The sequence below is a fragment of the Corynebacterium pseudodiphtheriticum DSM 44287 genome, from assembly GCF_000688415.1.
Lineage (GTDB): Bacteria > Actinomycetota > Actinomycetes > Mycobacteriales > Mycobacteriaceae > Corynebacterium > Corynebacterium pseudodiphtheriticum.
On record NZ_JIAH01000005.1, the window covers coordinates 352,881 to 367,947 of the forward strand.

Here is a 15,067-nt window from a genome sequence, read left to right on the forward strand (position 1 = left end):
GCTGACCTCCTAAAAATGCGGGGATGAAGAATTAGAACAGATCCCAGATGGTGATGAGCATAATGACCACACCGAGTCCAAGAACGAAATAGTTCGCTTTGTCCTTGCGGAAGTGCTTGTACACATCCAGGTTGCGGAACATATAGACCGGCAACAAGTAGACCATAAAGACCACGAAAACGCCGGCGACCAGAGATGCCAAGGTAACGATCGACGGGTTGAACACAGCGACCAGCGTCGTGGTCACGAAAGCGAAGACGTAGATGCCGATGAGCAGGTTGCGGCGTGGAATGCGCTCGGCAGTTTTTGGTGCCACGGTTTTGAAGAGGTATTCGGTACCTTCCTCGCTGCCCAACAGGTGGCCGAAGTACGACGAGACGATCGCACAGACCACAACCATTGGCGCAATCGCGGCCATGATGGGAGTTCCAGTGACGTTGGCGAAATAGGACAGCACCGGAATATTTTGTTCACGCGCCTCGCGCATACCGTCCGCGCCAAGAGCCAACACGCACGACCACACGAAGACCATGGTGAATACGACCAGCAGAATCGCGGTGTAGAACTCAATTTTGGACACACGCTTTTCCGTATTTTTGCCATATGCCGGTTGCATGTCAACGGACAGCTGTGAGAGTGCTGCCATATGGGAGAAAGCAAAGACCATCACCGGCAGGATCAGCAAAACACCCTTGACGACGGACAAGAAACCGCCGTCGCCATATTCGAATTCCAAGAAGCTGGAAATATCCCAGCGTGGAATGAGGTAAATCGAGGTGATCGCTAGGAAACCGATCAGCGGGTAGACCAACATTTGCGCGAGCCACAGCATAGGTTTGCGGCCGAAGGCAAAACCGGCGGTCATCAAACCAACACACAGCGTCGCCAAGACCCAACGGTTAATGGAGGGCCCGCCCATTTGGTGCACGATGAAGCTATCGACGGCATTGGTGATGGAAACCCCGTAGATGAGCACAGTGGAAAATACTGAGATCCAGTACAGGATGGCGATGGCTACACCACCACGCCGTCCCAGGTATTGCGTGCAGAGTTCTAAAACATCTTTGCCGTGGTCTTTTTCCGGTGCGCCGGAGACGATGCGTGCGTAGGTGCGGTGCGAATAATAGACCAGTGGAAATGCGATGATCGTGGCGAACAGCAGCGGGATGAAACCGAAAGAACCAGCGTTGATAGGCAAAAACAGAATGCCCGCGCCCACGGCGGTGCCGAACAACGTGATTACCCAGGTGGAAGTAGAACCGGCTGGCTCTGCCTTCTTCTTTTTCCGTTGCTTCGTGCTGGTGGGGCTAGCTTGGCTAACCCCGTCGGGGTGCACGCCGGTGTTGCTGGCGTTCTGGTTGTTTGTGCTCATAGCGGTTGCTTTCTTGTTTGAGCTGGGTACTGGGTGCTGGGTTCTAGTGGTTGGGTTCTAGTTGTTGAAGTCTAGTTATTGGGCGCTGTTTGTTGGCTGCTAGTTGTTTGGGTGACGAATTGTACTCGTCGTAATGCTACTCCTCAGTGTTTTGCCGAATGGTGGGGATGGAAAGTGCTTGGTCGGTAATCACGTTAATTAATGCCGGTTTCCCTTCACGCACCGCGGCCAGGGCGCGCTTGACTGCGCTGGTGGCGTCCTGGTCAGAGGTGACGGTTTCGCCATGTGCGCCGAAGGCCGCGGCGGCGGCAGCGAAATCTGGGTTCGCCAGTTGCGTGCCGGATACTCGCTTGGGGTAGTGGTTGAGTTGGTGGGTGCGGATGGTGCCGAACTCCGCGTTGCTCATGACCACCACCAGAAAGGCCCCGCCGGCTTGCACCGCGGTGGCAAGTTCTTGCCCGTTCATCAGATATTCGCCGTCGCCAGCAATGGTGATGACGGTGCGTTCCGGGAACTGCAACGAGGCCGCGACGGCTGAGGGAATGGAATAGCCCATTGAACCGTTACGCACGCTGAGCTGCGAAGGGTATGTTTCCGTGCGTAGGTAGCGCTGCGCCCACAAGCAGTGGTTTCCCGCGCCAAAGGTGTACAACGCATCGTATGGGGCCTGTTCCTGGATTGCAGCCATGATGGCTGCCATGTGTGCGGTGCCTTTTGCGGTGGCGGGCCAATCTTCTGGCTTGCCGACGTGCGAGAACGCTAGGTGTTTGCGGTGGGCAGCGGTGAACCATTCGTGCTGCGCGGCGGAGATAGCAGCATCTGTGCTGTCGCTGGTGCCCGTGCTAGCTTCACTGCCAGCGGTGACCCGCTCTTCGGAGCCGATGCGCTTGGCCAGTTCCTCGGTAACCTGCGCGAACGCTTGCGGGCTGGCCAGAATGTGGTGGCTGACGGCCGCGGAATTCCCCAACAAAGTGGTATCGGTAGTGATTACGATATTTTTCGCGTCCAAGTTCTGGCGCAGTGTGTAGCCATCGGTAGGGACATCTGTGAGGACGGCGCCGAGTTCTACGACCAAGTCTGCTTCGCATAGCAATTCAGCGGCGGCATCGTTGCGGCCATAGCCCAACCAGCCGGCATTTGCTGGCGAGGAAAACGCGGTGCGGTCGCTGGCGCGCCAGTCGTGCACTACCGGGATCTGCTGTTGCTCAGCGAATTTTTGTACGGCTGCGCTGGTTTCCGGGCTCCAGTGCGCGCCACCGGCAAAGATCAGCGGTTTTTCTGCTGTTCGGAGCTCGGAAGCGAGGTAATCGAGGTCGGCATCGCTGAACGCGCCATGGCTGGCAGGTAGAGGATTGCAGAGATCGCCGGTGAATTCTTGGTGTAGGACGTCTTCCGGTAGGCCGATGACCACCGGGCCGGGGCGGCCCTGGGTGGCTAGATGGAAGGCTTCGGCGACGACGCGGCTGGCGCGGGAGGCGTCGTCAAGCACATAAACGCGCTTTGCTTGGGTGCCGAACCACGCTTTGATGTCGAATTCCTGGAAGGATTCGCGGTCGCGGTCGTTGGTGGGTACCAGCCCTACGAACAGTACCAGGGGAGTAGCGTCCTGCCAGGCGGTGTGGATGCCGACGAACGCATTCGCGGCGCCCGGGCCGCGGGTGACCATGGCGACGCCGGGCTGTCCCGTGGCTTTGCCGTGGGCTTCTGCCATATAACAGGCGCCGCCTTCTTGGCGGCACACGATGGTGTCGATGGATGATTCGTAAAGACCATCCAGTACCGGAAGGAAGCTTTCGCCTGGTACCTGGAAGATTCGTGGGACGTCGTGGAGTTCAAGACTACGGGCGATTGCTGTGCCCACGTGGCCTACGTTCATGCTGTTACCTCGTGATGTAGCAGGGATATTAGTCAGCGACCATTCTAGTGATCTGAAGCAAATTGCCCTTGTGTGTAGAGACGATCGGCCTGCGTAGTTATGCCTGGTTTCTCCGTGTTTTCCGTGAGTTTTCTGCGGGGGTTTTGTGGGTTTTTGTGCTAGCTGGGCGCTTCTTATGCGGTTGCTTTCGCAGCAAACGGAATACAAAAAGCCGCATGGCGGGTAACAACGCCATGCGGCCGGAGCCGGGGGAGTTGAGCCAGTAGTTACTTGCTACTAGCGACCGGCTACTAGTGGGGATTAGCGCTCGGAATATAGAGCGAGAACCCTCCAATTACCATCGGGCCCCTTCGCAATGCCGATGCCGGTTTGTGTTGCTTGCTCGTTCGCCATGTTCGCGTGATGTCCTGGACTATTGGCCCAGCCGCGCACTATTGTTGGCGCGAAATCGAAGCCATCGGAGAGTTGAAAAATATTTTCACTGACTCCGCCGTGGTTTGCTACAAGCGAGCCAAGCTCGAAGTGATGGAAAGCGTTGTTCCGCGCAAGCTCTTCGGCGCGACGTTGTGCTTCGGCATTAAGCGCAGGGTTGCTCTGCAGCGGTTGTGCCCCTTGCTGTGCGCGGAACTTATTCGTTTCTGCGATGACTGCTGCCCGTTTAGCTTCCACGCTAGATGGGGTAGAAGGCTTGCTCGGTGCACCAGGGGTTCCAGGCGTGCTCGGCCGGTGCTGCGTACCAGGCGTGCTTGGGGTTCCCGGCTGCTGTGGCGTCGGCAGGCTAGAAGAAAGCGGGATGCTGCTTGTAGGCAAGTTGAAAGCTTGTGCCTGAGAGCTAGCTGGTGCAGCGATCATTCCAGCGAAAACTCCGGCAGCAGCAAAAGTTGCCGCGAATGTACGGGTGGAAAACTTCACGGTAATCTCCTTAACTCTGTAAAGAGCTCAGTAAACAAGCTGTTCTAAACAGCCCAGTAAACAGGGAAACGCGGGGGAGCGTTCATTTCAACGATGCCACACGAGCGCGTTGGGATGCCCTGAATTTCGATATTTTATTCATGTTAGGAGCAATTTATGACAGACAGTGCACGTATTTTTGGTCCGCGTAGCCCGCATAATCCGCGTATGAGCCGACGTCGTGGTGTACAAGTCATCGCAGCACTCTGGGCAAGTGCTATTGCCCTGGCGGGATGTTCGCAGGCTGATGACGCCGCTGATGCAGCAAACAACGCGGCCGACAGTGCTAGTGAAATCGTAGAAAGCGCAACTGAAGCCGCCACTACTGGGAAGGAAGAAAAGTTGACCTTTGAAAAACAGCAGGTTGCAGACCTGGACGTGCAGGCGAACCCCGTACCAGCAGCGGCGGCGAAATTGCCGCAAGGGTTTGATTTGCAGTCACACCGTTTTGGGCGTGGCGAATGGATCGAGTCTTCGCGTGAGGGCTTGGTTAATTCCCTGAAAATGGGCGTGACCACCCTTGAATTCGACATCGAGTTGTCTGCGGATGGGGTCCCTGTCGTCTGGCACGATACGGAGATCGATGCCGAGAAATGCCAGGACACCAAGCCTGTTACCGAGGGTGATCCACAGTTCCCGTACGTCGGCAAGCTGGTCCACGATCTGACTTTCGCACAGCTGTCCACGCTGAACTGCAATAAGAACCTGGACGATTTCCCGGACGCTGCCCCGCAGGACGACAACCGTTTGCTGCAACTCTCTGAGGTCTTCGAGATCGCCGCAGATTACCCGGATGTGCACTTCAATATCGAAACCAAGCTGGAGCCGGAGCACCGCGAACAAACGGCATCCCCACAGGAATTCGTCGATGCGATCATGGATGAGGTGGAGAATGCTGATGTCGCGGATCGCACCATGATTCAGTCCTTCGATTGGGCATCGCTGCCGCTGGTGCGTGAACGCGATGCTGAGATTCCGCTGGTCTTGTTGTGGGACGAAACTACATGGAAATCGGGCTCGGCCTGGATTGGCGATGTTGATTATGATGCCGTCGACGGTGACATCGTAGAAGCCGCAAAACAGTTAGGCGTGCAGGTGCTTTCGCCTGGACATGCGGTTCCTTATGGGCAAACCCCGCGTGACGACGACTACCACCCGGTCGCTACACCGGAGCTGATTACTCAGGCGCACAAGGCGGGCATGGCGGTGGTGCCGTGGACTGTCAATGATGAAGACACTATGCGTGAGCAGATTGCTGCCGGCGTAGATGGCCTCATCACCGATTATCCAAGCAAAGGCCAGGCGGTACTGCAGGAGAAGTAGCGCGCTAGTGAGAGCAGTAGCGCACGTGATAAGAACGCGATGAGCTAAGAAATCTTTGCCGTATTCGGGTGGACTAATTTCGCGCTCTGCGTAGCGGTGGAGTTCAATATTGCTTATGTCTGAAGTAGATCCGCTCATTGAATCCTTGTACCGCTGGTCTGATGTCAGCGGCGTGCTGCTGATGGGAATTATCGGCGGCACTATCGCTCGGAAAAGCGGCTATGACATCATCGGGTTCTTTTTTATCGCGATGTTCTCCTCGCTGGGTGGCGGTATGGTGCGCGACGTGCTCATTAACCAGGGCACCGTCGCGGCAATGAGTGAGCCAGAATATCTGTACCTGGCTTTTACTGGTGCGCTGATTGCACGCTTTGTCTATTTCAAGGGTAAAACCTGGGATTATATCCAGGCGCATGGCGACGCCGTCGTCTCTGGCCTGTGGGCAGGAACTGGTGCGGTGAAGGCTATTACCTACGGTCTGCCGTTGATTCCGTGCATCATGATGGGCGTGTTTACCGCTACGGGTGGTTCCATGATTCGTGATATTTCCATGGGGCGGGAGCCAGCTGTTTTTGGCAATAATCAGCCCACGGTCATTCCGGCGATTGCCTGTGCCAGCATTGTGCTCATCGGTAATCACTTCGGCATGCTGGCCGTCGGCATGGTCGTCGGCCCGTTAGTTTCTATTTTCCTTGCACTGTTGGGTATTTGGGCTGGTTGGCGCGTGCCTGCCCACCAGGATTGGGCACCAATCAATGACACCGCGGCGCAGGTGAAAGTGCTGGCTAAGAAGGCTGAGCATAAAAGCCGCGCGGTGGGGCGCAAGCTGGAACCACACCGCGTGCGTTCTTGGAGGCACCGGCAGATGGAAGCAGCGCTGCAGCGTCGTATGGAAAAAGAGGCACGCTCGGGCAAGCACAAGAAGATGACGGAAGAAGAAGTCAGCGACTTTATGGATTCTTTTGATTCTGATGTGGATCAACTCAGCGCTAGTACCGACTCTGGCGCTGCTGACGAGACCGACTTCGGCATGGACTTGAGCGGTGATTCTTATGACACCGAAGAGCCGGTATCCACGGAAGAATCGCAGCGGTTGCTTGATGCCATTTTGGCGGATGACAAGCTCACAGATGAACTCATTGAACGTTTGATGAGCCGCTATAATTCCCGCGATTAAAAGTAGCTTACGGGGTTTAGAAAGCTTAAAACTTAGAAAACATGCCAATTTACAGTGCACAACCAGATCTGGAAATCCCGAATAGCACTGTCTACGACGTGTTGTTTGGCAACCTGACCGATGAAGATCGTGACCACATCGCTATCACCGATGATGCGACCGGTTCCACAACCACCTACGCGGAACTCAAAGCGCTTGTCGACGCATTTGCTGGTGCGCTCACGCACCGGGGAATAAAACCGGGAGATGTTATCGGGCTGCACTGCCCGAATAGTCTTGCTTTTGCCGTGGCATTCCACGGAAGTTTGCGCGCCGGGGCGAGCGTAACCACGTTGGGCGCACTGTTGAACACCGCGGATATTGCGCAGCAGCTCAAAGATTCTGCTGCGAGCTACTTGTTCACCACCAGCATGCTGGGGCAAGCTGGCTTTGCCGGAGCTGAAGAGGCTGGAATCGTTGCTCAGAACATTGTGGATCTTACTGATGAGAACACCGGTGTGCAGGCTCTCGTGGCTGCAGGGTATGCCCCGCCGGATCTTGATATTGATCCTGCCACGCATGTGGCTGCGCTGCCTTATTCTTCAGGAACCACGGGGCTTCCGAAGGGCGTGCGTCTTAGCCACCGGAACTTGGTGGCGAATATTGTGCAGATGAGTGCGCGGCTACAAGCTAACGGGGTGCACCGCGATTCTGTGCTTATGTGCGTGCTGCCGTTTTCGCATATATATGGCATGAATGTGTTGTTGAACGTTGGTTTGCGTTTACGTTCGCACATCGTGGCTATGCCGAAGTTTGAATTGGGAAGTTTCTTGGCCGCGCACCAAAAATATGGGGTGACTTTTACTTTTATCGCTCCGCCGATTGCTGTGGCGTTAGCTAAGCATCCGTTGGTTGCTGATTTTGACATCAGCGCTTTAGAAACTGTGCTCTCCGGGGCGGCCTCCCTGGATGGTGAGTTAGCGCGCGCCGTTGCTGATCGCTTGGGGGTTAACGTTATTCAGGGGTTTGGTATGACAGAAACCAGCCCGGTCACAAACGTCGGCGATATCGGCGTGACCCCACTGGATTCCATCGGGCTGCCGGTAGCTAATACGGAAATCAAGGTGGTAGACGTTAACTCTGCCGCTTGCGAGGAAATTCTACCGCCAGCGCGTGCGGGCCAGCGTTCGGCCGACGGTGAGTTGTGGGTGCGTGGCCCACAAGTGATGCTGGGGTATCTCAACAATGAGGCGGCGACCCGCAGGATCATGCTTGACGACGGCTGGCTGCGCACCGGTGATATCGCAAACCTGGATCACCGTGGCAACGTTTACGTGGTTGATCGCTTGAAAGAATTGATCAAGTACAAGGGCTATCAGGTTGCGCCTGCGGAGTTGGAGGCGCTGTTGATGACGCATGAGGCCATTGCCGATGCCGCGGTAGTGGGGCACCGGCGTGAATCTGCTGGGGAAGAGCTACCGCGTGCGTTTGTGGTGCTGCAGCAGGGCGTTGATGCTGCTGATCCAGCTGTTAGTGCCGAGGCTTTACTGGAATGGGTGGCGCAGCGTGTGACACCATACAAAAAGATCCGCATGATGGAGTTCATCGACGTGATTCCGAAATCAAGCACCGGGAAGATCCTGCGCAAGGAGCTGCGGAACCTCCCTGTGACTGAGACTGAACGCTGAGAAGAACTGAAAGGAAGCAAAATTCATCATGGCCTTGCTCGACATACTCATTACTAATGCCCGTATCTGGACTGGCGTCCGCGAGAATCCGTCGGCAAGCGCAGTTGGCATTGTTGGTGACCGGTTTTTCATCCTCGATGAGGCCCAAGCCCATCAGTTGGGTGCGCGCCGCCGCTTTGATGCGAACAACGCGTTTATCGCGCCGGGCTTTAACGATGCGCACTGCCACTCGGTGTGGTTTGGGCTGACTCTGGCAGAGATTGATCTGAGTGATTGCCACAGCGCACAGGATGTGTATGACACTTTGGCCCAGGCAGAGAAGGAGCGCCCAGACCAGGATTGGTTGATTGCTTCGAATTTCCGTCCGTCGAAAATGGGTGGGGAAGAACTGGACATCGCTGAGCTGGACCGCGCCACCAACAACCGCAAACTGGCCATCAAGCACAATTCTGGCCACAGCATGACGGTCAACACTGCGGGCCTGCAAGCTGGTGGCATCAATGTCGACGATCCGGAGCAGCCCGAAGGCGGCCAGGTGGTGCTTGACGACGATGGCAACCCGACCGGCTTGCTGGAAGAAAACGCCATGCGTGCAATTAACGATCAGCTCAGCCCGGAATCTGTCGACGAGCTTGCCTATGCGTTGCAGCTGGCACACCGTCGTTATGTAGAAGAAGGCCTGACCTCGGTGACTGATGCCGGAATCGCCGGTGGCTGGATCGGACACAGCCCGCGCGAGATGGCCGCGTACCAGCAAGCCGCGGCGGCTGGGGACCTGCTGGCCCGTACCCAAGCGATGATCACCAGCGACGTTTTGCACCCGCTCGACGGGCACGCTGATGATCCGGAGGGGCACGGTCTAGATGCGGGCATCCGCACTGGTTTGGGTAACGAGCGCTTGCAGATCGGCCCGGTGAAGCTGTTTACCGACGGCTCAATGTTGGGTACCACCGCGGCGATGACTGAAGCCTACTGTGGCTGCAAGCACCGCAAGGGCTATTTGCAGGGAGATCCGGAAGATATGGCTGCGCAAGCCATCAAAGCTGCTGGAAATGGTTGGTCGCTGGCCTTACATGCCATTGGCGATGCCGCGGTAGATTTGGCGCTCGACATCATCGAAGAAGCTACCGAAAAATACGGCGCACCGGAGATGCCGCACCGCATCGAACACGGCGGGGTAGTGCGTGCCGATCAAATTGAGCGGCTGGCGAAAAATAATATCGTGGTGGCCCCGCAGCCGCGGTTCATCCCGGAATTCGGTGGGATCATGGCAGAAATGCTCGGCGAAGAGCGCACGAAACTGGCTTACCCGGCCAAGCGTCTGCTGGAAGCAGGCATGATCTTGCCGGGAAGCTCGGACCGCCCGGTTGCCGATGGCGAACCACTCAAGGTTATTCAGGCATTCGTGCAGCGTAAAACAGAAAACGGGGAAGAGTTCGGCCCAGCAGAAATCATCACCGTCGACGACGCGCTCTACGCATACACCGTGGGGTCTGCGGCAGCGACCGGCTGGGCTGGCCGCAAGGGGCAGATCGCGCCGGGCCAGTTAGCAGACTTGGTGGTGCTTGCCGACGACCCCCGGGAGGTGGATCCGGATACCATCAGCGATATCCAGATCCTGGCCACCATGGTCGGCGGTGAATTCGTCCACGGTGGGCTGGAAGAAGTGTAGTTTTACTGCAATCTGCAGCGGGCCTCGCCTATTATACCCGCTGCAGATCAGCTGTTAAACCTGCTGTTTTCCGGCGCCCATGGATGTCACGGTGAGGCCGGAGGCCCGAATCAGGAATTGGATGCCGTCGGTGTCGCCGAGAACTATTTACCAGTGTGTATTCGCAAGGGCTGGGTAATGAGTAGCCGGAACCGTTGATTAGATATGTTATTAAACACAATCGTCAATAGTTTTTATTTGTTCTTTGCGGAGGCGCCGTGCCCATCACTATTACCGCCGAATTTAAAGATGCCCTGGATATTATTGAGCAGGGGCGGAATGTTTTGATTACTGGCAAGGCGGGTACTGGTAAATCCACCTTATTGCGGCATTTTTTGGACAGCCACAGCGATAAAGAAATTCTAGTAACCGCGCCTACTGGAGTGGCTGCACTGAACATAGATGGGTTTACCATACATAAGTCCTTTGGGTTCCGTCCGGGAATGTATCCGGATGCGCTCGCACCTGGTGGTGAGTGGAGTGCGTCGAGCAGAGTTTCTAAGGTGCTGAAAGCTATCGACGTGCTCGTGGTTGATGAAATTTCCATGGTGCGCGCGGACATTTTCGACATGATGGATATCGCACTGCGGAAAATTCGCGGTCGTGATGTTTCGTTCGGCGGAGTACAACTGGTGTTAGTAGGCGATCTACTCCAGCTTCCACCTGTTGTGACGAGCAAGGAAGCAGATCTGTTCAACAGCGTGTGGGATACGCCGTACTTCTTTTCCGCGAAATCTTATGCTGAACTGCAGTTAAAGGAGATTAACCTGACGACGATTTGGCGCCAAGCAGATTCCACGTTCGTCGATATCCTCAATGAGGTGCGCGAAGGCGTGGTTGGCAGTGAAGCTTTAGAAATCCTGAACCAGCGAGTAGACCCAGATTTTGTCGCTCCGGATGGTTGGGTTACGTTGACGTCACGTAAAGCTACGGTTGCAGCGATCAACCAAACGCGGCTGAGCCAGCTGCCTGGCCGTCGTTACGTTTCTTACGCCGAAAAGAACGGATACGCGGATGTCCACTCCTTTAGCGGCAGCGAAGAACTGCATTATGCTGTGGGGGCTCGGGTAATGACGGTGGTTAATGATGCCCACGGGCGTTATGTGAACGGCAGTTTTGGTGAGATAGTCGGCGCAACGGATAAAGAGATTATGGTGCGTATCGACGACACCGGCCAACTAGTGAAGATTGTCCGTTATACCTGGGAGATTAAACAGCCTGCTGTTGAGGGCGGGCGTTTGGTGAGTGTTCGAGTTGGTGCGGTGACGCAATTTCCGATTATTTTAGCTTGGGCGATCACGATCCATAAGAGCCAAGGCAAGACGATTCCGCGACTTTTCATTAATTTGAAAGGCGGAACTGCTACCGATGGGCAATTTTATGTCGCGTTGTCGCGGGCGGTTGATTTGGAGAATCTGCGGTTCTCGGCACCGGTGGAGCCCCGGCATATTCGGGCGAATAATGCGTTGGTGCGCAAGGTGCGACGGGAAGTGAGCGCCGGGATCAATGCTAGCCGCGTGGTGTTTTTGTCATTTAATGGAGTGAATTTTGGGCTTAGCCAGCACGTGGCACGTATTCACGCGATTATTTACCAAGATGGACGGCGGGTAGCTGATTTTGGTTCGTGGATTAATCCGATGGCAGACTTGGGTGATTTTGGCCGACAGCACAACATTCCAGCCAGGGGCTTAGCGATGGTGCCAACACTCGGCGATTTTTGGCCGTTGTTGCTGCGCCAGGCACAGGGAGGAATTGTTATTGGTGATCGCCTTGCGATGTTAGAAGGCGCAGTACGCCATCAAGAACCAGGCATGGATGTAGCGTTGGGTATCGGTTATGAAACTGGCGATTTTCAGTTTGAGGCGCAAGGCGAAACAGTGGTAGAGCGTTGCGAATCGATGGCCCGGGCTTACGAACAAGGCAAACTTGTGCCTGAACGTGGGCAGCTCGTCCCAAACGCAAACAAGGATGCGGAAGGTGCTGTGTATCGACCGCAGTGGGCGCCGAACTTCCCGATGATTTTGGATAATTCGCAGGCTACAGATTCCGATATCGCGTGGGCAGCAATGTCGGGAGGTGGTGCACAGCCGCAGGATTTTGCTGAAGTAGCAGAATGTGCCGAGCTTTTGTCCGCGTGGGCACTGTCGCGTGGTGCTTGGACCACGACGTTGGAGCATGAGATCAAACAGCGAGTTGCTCGTATTGATTCGCGTCCGGTTTCGCTCCCACCAGTGGAAGACGAAGTCGTGGACCTTTCTCAGCTGCTGCGCCCGGGCACCCGGGTGGCGTTTACGGGAGTCACCAGCTTGTTGGGCGGGTCTGCGAACGATGAAAGATCAGCAGAAATCTGTGCCGAAAAGGGGCTGGAGTACAAGAAGAATATGTCGAAGACGCGGTGCGACGTGGTTGTTGCCGCTGACATCGCTTCAATGTCGCGGAAGGCACAGGCTGCCCGCGAGTTTGGTAAACCGATTATTGCCCAAGAAGATTTTGAAGACTGGTACTACAACAACGATCATGCGCAGGAGACACAAACTCCGAACTACGTTGCGGTTTCTGCGCCTGCCCCTGAGCCAAAGGCTCCGGTAGTCGAAAAATTTGTTGCAGATTCACAACACTACCCGTATGGCCAGCAGCCGGAGACGGAAAAATCTGCTCTTCAGGTAGTTCGAGCAGACGAAGCTCTTGTCGAAGGCACCCGGGTTGCCTTCCGCGGTTCCACTGTCGTCAATGGTGAGTTGTACCCGCACGGGGATTCTCTGCAAAGGCTGTGCGCGATGCTTGGCCTGGACTACAAGCAGGCTGTTACTAAGACGCGTTGCGACGTCCTGGTTTCTGATGACATTACGGCTGAAGACGGTAAAACAGGGTTGGCCCGTCGTTATGGGAAGCCAGTTGTTACCGCAGCTGATTTTGCGCAGTGGGCGGAGCTCCAACTCGATGTGTCTTTTGCAGATGAGGCTTTTGCTACAGAAGAGGCCGAGGTTGACGAGCTTGCAGAACTAGCACAGCCTCTAGAACAGCAAGCTAGCGATGAGCGTAGAGTGCTTAACGACGAAGGCCAGCGCATCTGTAGCGCCGACCGCATTACTCGTGCGACACACAGGAACGAGGAAGCTACTCCACAACCACGGTCTATGCAGGCAGCGCGGGAAAATCTGGATCCAGAAATTGATGATGAGATTGGTGAGCAGCTGCTAGCCCAGGCACGTGCTTTGCGCTATGGCCCGATAAATGACGGCAGGGGCACTGATGCTGCACCAGTGCAATATCAGGCAAGTCATTCTGCAGAGCCTGCTAAACAAGCACAACCGCGGAAAGCGCCTCGCAGACTGAAACAGTCAGCGTTGACACTGGGTGGCATAACCGCAGTGACTATCGTTGCGGCTATTGCGGAAGCCCCAGCTGCGGTAGGGGGAGTGCTTATGCTCGGTTGGATGGCAGCCCTGGTCTGTGTAGTCGTGTTCGGAATCCTGGCGTTGGTGACGAAGAAATAACGATTGCCGAGGAACCAGGAACTTTGGGGGCCAGTTCAGAAAATGCTGCTCCATAATTCTGGAGACTAGTACCGCAACTGCAGTAGCAGTGGGATAACTGTTGTAACGATAATTCGATTCGATCAAGGGAAAGCTGCGAGGAGGCATCATGTCAGCACCATTATCGACTCCACGTTCAACGGAGGAGCTTCGCAGCGATCGTAACCAGGTCGAAAAAGAAATGTATCCTTACACAGTGGCGATGTTGCGGCGACTCCGAGAAGCAGACGCTCTCGAATTCAAAGAAGAAGAACTGCTCGATCGCTATGAAGCACTTTCGTGGCTCATTGAAGACTAATTTCTGTGGACACCAGCTAGTTATTATCGTTGCCTGCCCCGTCGAGGGGGCCGCAGCATCAGTCACGGGGTCGATTGGGAAGTAGACGTGGAAGCGGGGTATCGCCGACTGGGGTCCGGGGTCCTTTCGCCCTCTGGTGGTTCCTGCTGGTGGCGGTCATCAACGCCACACCCGCCATCCGCTTAGCCAGCGATTCCGGGGTGACCCATTCAGCCAGGTCCTCGGTGTGGGAGTTGTCGACATTCATGACCAGGCAGTTCGAGGTCACGAAACTGCCCGCCCAGCGCCTACGGCGTAGGTATTCGGCAACCACATGAACCAACCTGGCGACCGCCTCCAGGTCTACCGCAGTGGTCACAGTGTGCGGGTTTGGGTAGTGGCGTTGTTTTGCTGGACTGCCACCTGCCTGGTGAACATCGTCATTGCCCTCGTAGGGTGACTTCCTCAAAATCAACGTCTAAATAGGTGATCGGCAGCTCGAGGTGGTGGGCCCATTCGATCTCGGCGCGCTGGAGATTCTTCAGCGCTTTGAACACGGTGGGGTCTGGGTAGCCCTCCGTGTTGTGGGGCGAGAAACCGAGGTCGATGTTGACAGCAGTCGTCGTCATGCCGCACCGCTGTCCTGCTCGATGACCGGCAGCAGGCCGTACTGCTTCTTCAGCAAGTCGTAGACGAAGAGCCGTCCCTTCTGGGTCCAGTACATGTGCGTGCGGGTCTTACGCCAGCTCATGCAGGATTTTTTGGAGCGCACCAGTCCAGTACATGTGCGTGCGGGTCTTACCCTTGTCGTACTCGTGGGTCTTGGACTGCGTGTAGCTCTGCTCGGCGAACCGGGCGTAGAGAAACCAGCGGCCGGACTGCCTGAACTGCACCCCGGCGTCGTGCAGCAGCAAGTTCAGCTTCTTTGCCGACAATCCATAGTCTTTGGCGATTTCCGTGATGGTCAGCAGCGAGTCCGACTGGAGCACCACGTCGTAGTAGGAGACCTTCGGGGCGGACTCAAGCAGGACCTGGGTTGATGTGAATTCCAGCAAGCCACGGGTGCGGCCGCTTTGGGCTCTCACGCATACGCCCCTGAGTCCACGCGAATCCGGACACCCCGACAGCAGCAACTTTGTATCCGTTGGGAGAGGTGCTGTATAGTAGGTTGCAATAG

Annotated in this window: 13 protein-coding genes; 6 read left to right on the forward strand and 7 right to left on the reverse strand. The window is 55.9% G+C overall.

The annotated features are described in order from the left end of the window. Positions 1-31: 31 nt before the first annotated feature. The 3 genes from O146_RS0102315 to O146_RS0102325 all read right to left on the reverse strand — a co-directional run bounded on the left by O146_RS0102315 (position 32) and on the right by O146_RS0102325 (position 4,160). Positions 32-1,372, reverse strand: coding sequence for an amino acid permease (locus O146_RS0102315; protein ID WP_027017552.1), 1,341 nt, complete (start codon positions 1,370-1,372; stop codon positions 32-34). Positions 1,373-1,508: 136 nt separating this feature from the next. Further along, on the reverse strand, positions 1,509-3,248 hold the full coding sequence (locus O146_RS0102320) for a thiamine pyrophosphate-dependent enzyme (RefSeq protein WP_027017553.1): 1,740 nt from the start codon (positions 3,246-3,248) through the stop codon (positions 1,509-1,511). 300 nt (positions 3,249-3,548) lie between these two features. Next, positions 3,549-4,160, reverse strand: a complete 612-nt coding sequence (locus tag O146_RS0102325; RefSeq protein ID WP_027017554.1) for a CAP domain-containing protein — start codon at positions 4,158-4,160, stop codon at positions 3,549-3,551. 156 nt (positions 4,161-4,316) lie between these two features. Here O146_RS0102325 and O146_RS0102330 point away from each other — a divergent pair, with 156 nt between their 5' ends. The 6 genes from O146_RS0102330 (at position 4,317) to O146_RS0102355 (ending at position 13,911) form a co-directional block, all read left to right on the forward strand. Continuing rightward, the gene (locus tag O146_RS0102330; RefSeq protein ID WP_244266792.1) at positions 4,317-5,522 is read left to right on the forward strand and encodes a glycerophosphodiester phosphodiesterase family protein; all 1,206 of its coding nucleotides are present in this window, start codon (positions 4,317-4,319) and stop codon (positions 5,520-5,522) included. A gap of 115 nt (positions 5,523-5,637) precedes the next feature. Beyond that, entirely contained in the window at positions 5,638-6,699 is a 1,062-nt protein-coding gene (locus O146_RS0102335) for a trimeric intracellular cation channel family protein (RefSeq protein ID WP_021351903.1), read from the forward strand. A 41-nt stretch (positions 6,700-6,740) separates the two neighbouring features. Further along, complete coding sequence (locus tag O146_RS0102340; protein WP_027017556.1) at positions 6,741-8,366, forward strand: AMP-binding protein; 1,626 nt, start codon at positions 6,741-6,743, stop codon at positions 8,364-8,366. 28 nt (positions 8,367-8,394) lie between these two features. Then, entirely contained in the window at positions 8,395-10,038 is a 1,644-nt protein-coding gene (locus tag O146_RS0102345; protein ID WP_027017557.1) for an amidohydrolase, read from the forward strand. 257 nt (positions 10,039-10,295) lie between these two features. Beyond that, positions 10,296-13,574 carry an AAA family ATPase gene (locus O146_RS10815; protein WP_023019024.1) on the forward strand — a complete coding sequence of 1,093 codons (3,279 nt, stop codon included), beginning with the start codon at positions 10,296-10,298 and terminating at the stop codon, positions 13,572-13,574. A gap of 148 nt (positions 13,575-13,722) precedes the next feature. After that, positions 13,723-13,911, forward strand: coding sequence for a hypothetical protein (locus tag O146_RS0102355; protein ID WP_023019025.1), 189 nt, complete (start codon positions 13,723-13,725; stop codon positions 13,909-13,911). Positions 13,912-13,969: 58 nt separating this feature from the next. Here O146_RS0102355 and O146_RS0102360 read toward each other — a convergent pair whose 3' ends face one another. The 4 genes from O146_RS0102360 to O146_RS12960 all read right to left on the reverse strand — a co-directional run bounded on the left by O146_RS0102360 (position 13,970) and on the right by O146_RS12960 (position 14,975). Next, on the reverse strand, positions 13,970-14,269 hold the full coding sequence (locus O146_RS0102360; protein ID WP_027017558.1) for a hypothetical protein: 300 nt from the start codon (positions 14,267-14,269) through the stop codon (positions 13,970-13,972). A gap of 61 nt (positions 14,270-14,330) precedes the next feature. Then, positions 14,331-14,519 carry a hypothetical protein gene (locus tag O146_RS0102365; RefSeq protein WP_021351898.1) on the reverse strand — a complete coding sequence of 63 codons (189 nt, stop codon included), beginning with the start codon at positions 14,517-14,519 and terminating at the stop codon, positions 14,331-14,333. Then, entirely contained in the window at positions 14,516-14,641 is a 126-nt protein-coding gene (locus O146_RS13195; protein ID WP_232218010.1) for a phage antirepressor KilAC domain-containing protein, read from the reverse strand. Before O146_RS13195 ends, O146_RS0102365 begins: the two co-directional genes overlap by 4 nt. Further along, a complete protein-coding gene (locus O146_RS12960; protein ID WP_232218011.1) occupies positions 14,628-14,975 on the reverse strand; it encodes a phage antirepressor KilAC domain-containing protein in 348 nt (115 codons plus the stop codon). The genes O146_RS13195 and O146_RS12960 overlap by 14 nt, the downstream gene beginning before the upstream one ends. Positions 14,976-15,067 lie beyond the last annotated feature (92 nt).

Coding starts and splice junctions, on each gene's coding strand:
- O146_RS0102315 (WP_027017552.1), bottom strand. CDS start 1,372: ATGAGCACAAACAACCAGAACGCCAGCAACACCGGCGTGCACCCCGAC.
- O146_RS0102320 (WP_027017553.1), bottom strand. CDS start 3,248: ATGAACGTAGGCCACGTGGGCACAGCAATCGCCCGTAGTCTTGAACTC.
- O146_RS0102330 (WP_244266792.1), top strand. CDS start 4,317: ATGACAGACAGTGCACGTATTTTTGGTCCGCGTAGCCCGCATAATCCG.
- O146_RS0102335 (WP_021351903.1), top strand. CDS start 5,638: ATGTCTGAAGTAGATCCGCTCATTGAATCCTTGTACCGCTGGTCTGAT.
- O146_RS0102340 (WP_027017556.1), top strand. CDS start 6,741: ATGCCAATTTACAGTGCACAACCAGATCTGGAAATCCCGAATAGCACT.
- O146_RS0102345 (WP_027017557.1), top strand. CDS start 8,395: ATGGCCTTGCTCGACATACTCATTACTAATGCCCGTATCTGGACTGGC.
- O146_RS0102355 (WP_023019025.1), top strand. CDS start 13,723: ATGTCAGCACCATTATCGACTCCACGTTCAACGGAGGAGCTTCGCAGC.
- O146_RS0102365 (WP_021351898.1), bottom strand. CDS start 14,519: ATGACGACGACTGCTGTCAACATCGACCTCGGTTTCTCGCCCCACAAC.
- O146_RS13195 (WP_232218010.1), bottom strand. CDS start 14,641: ATGAGCTGGCGTAAGACCCGCACGCACATGTACTGGACCCAGAAGGGA.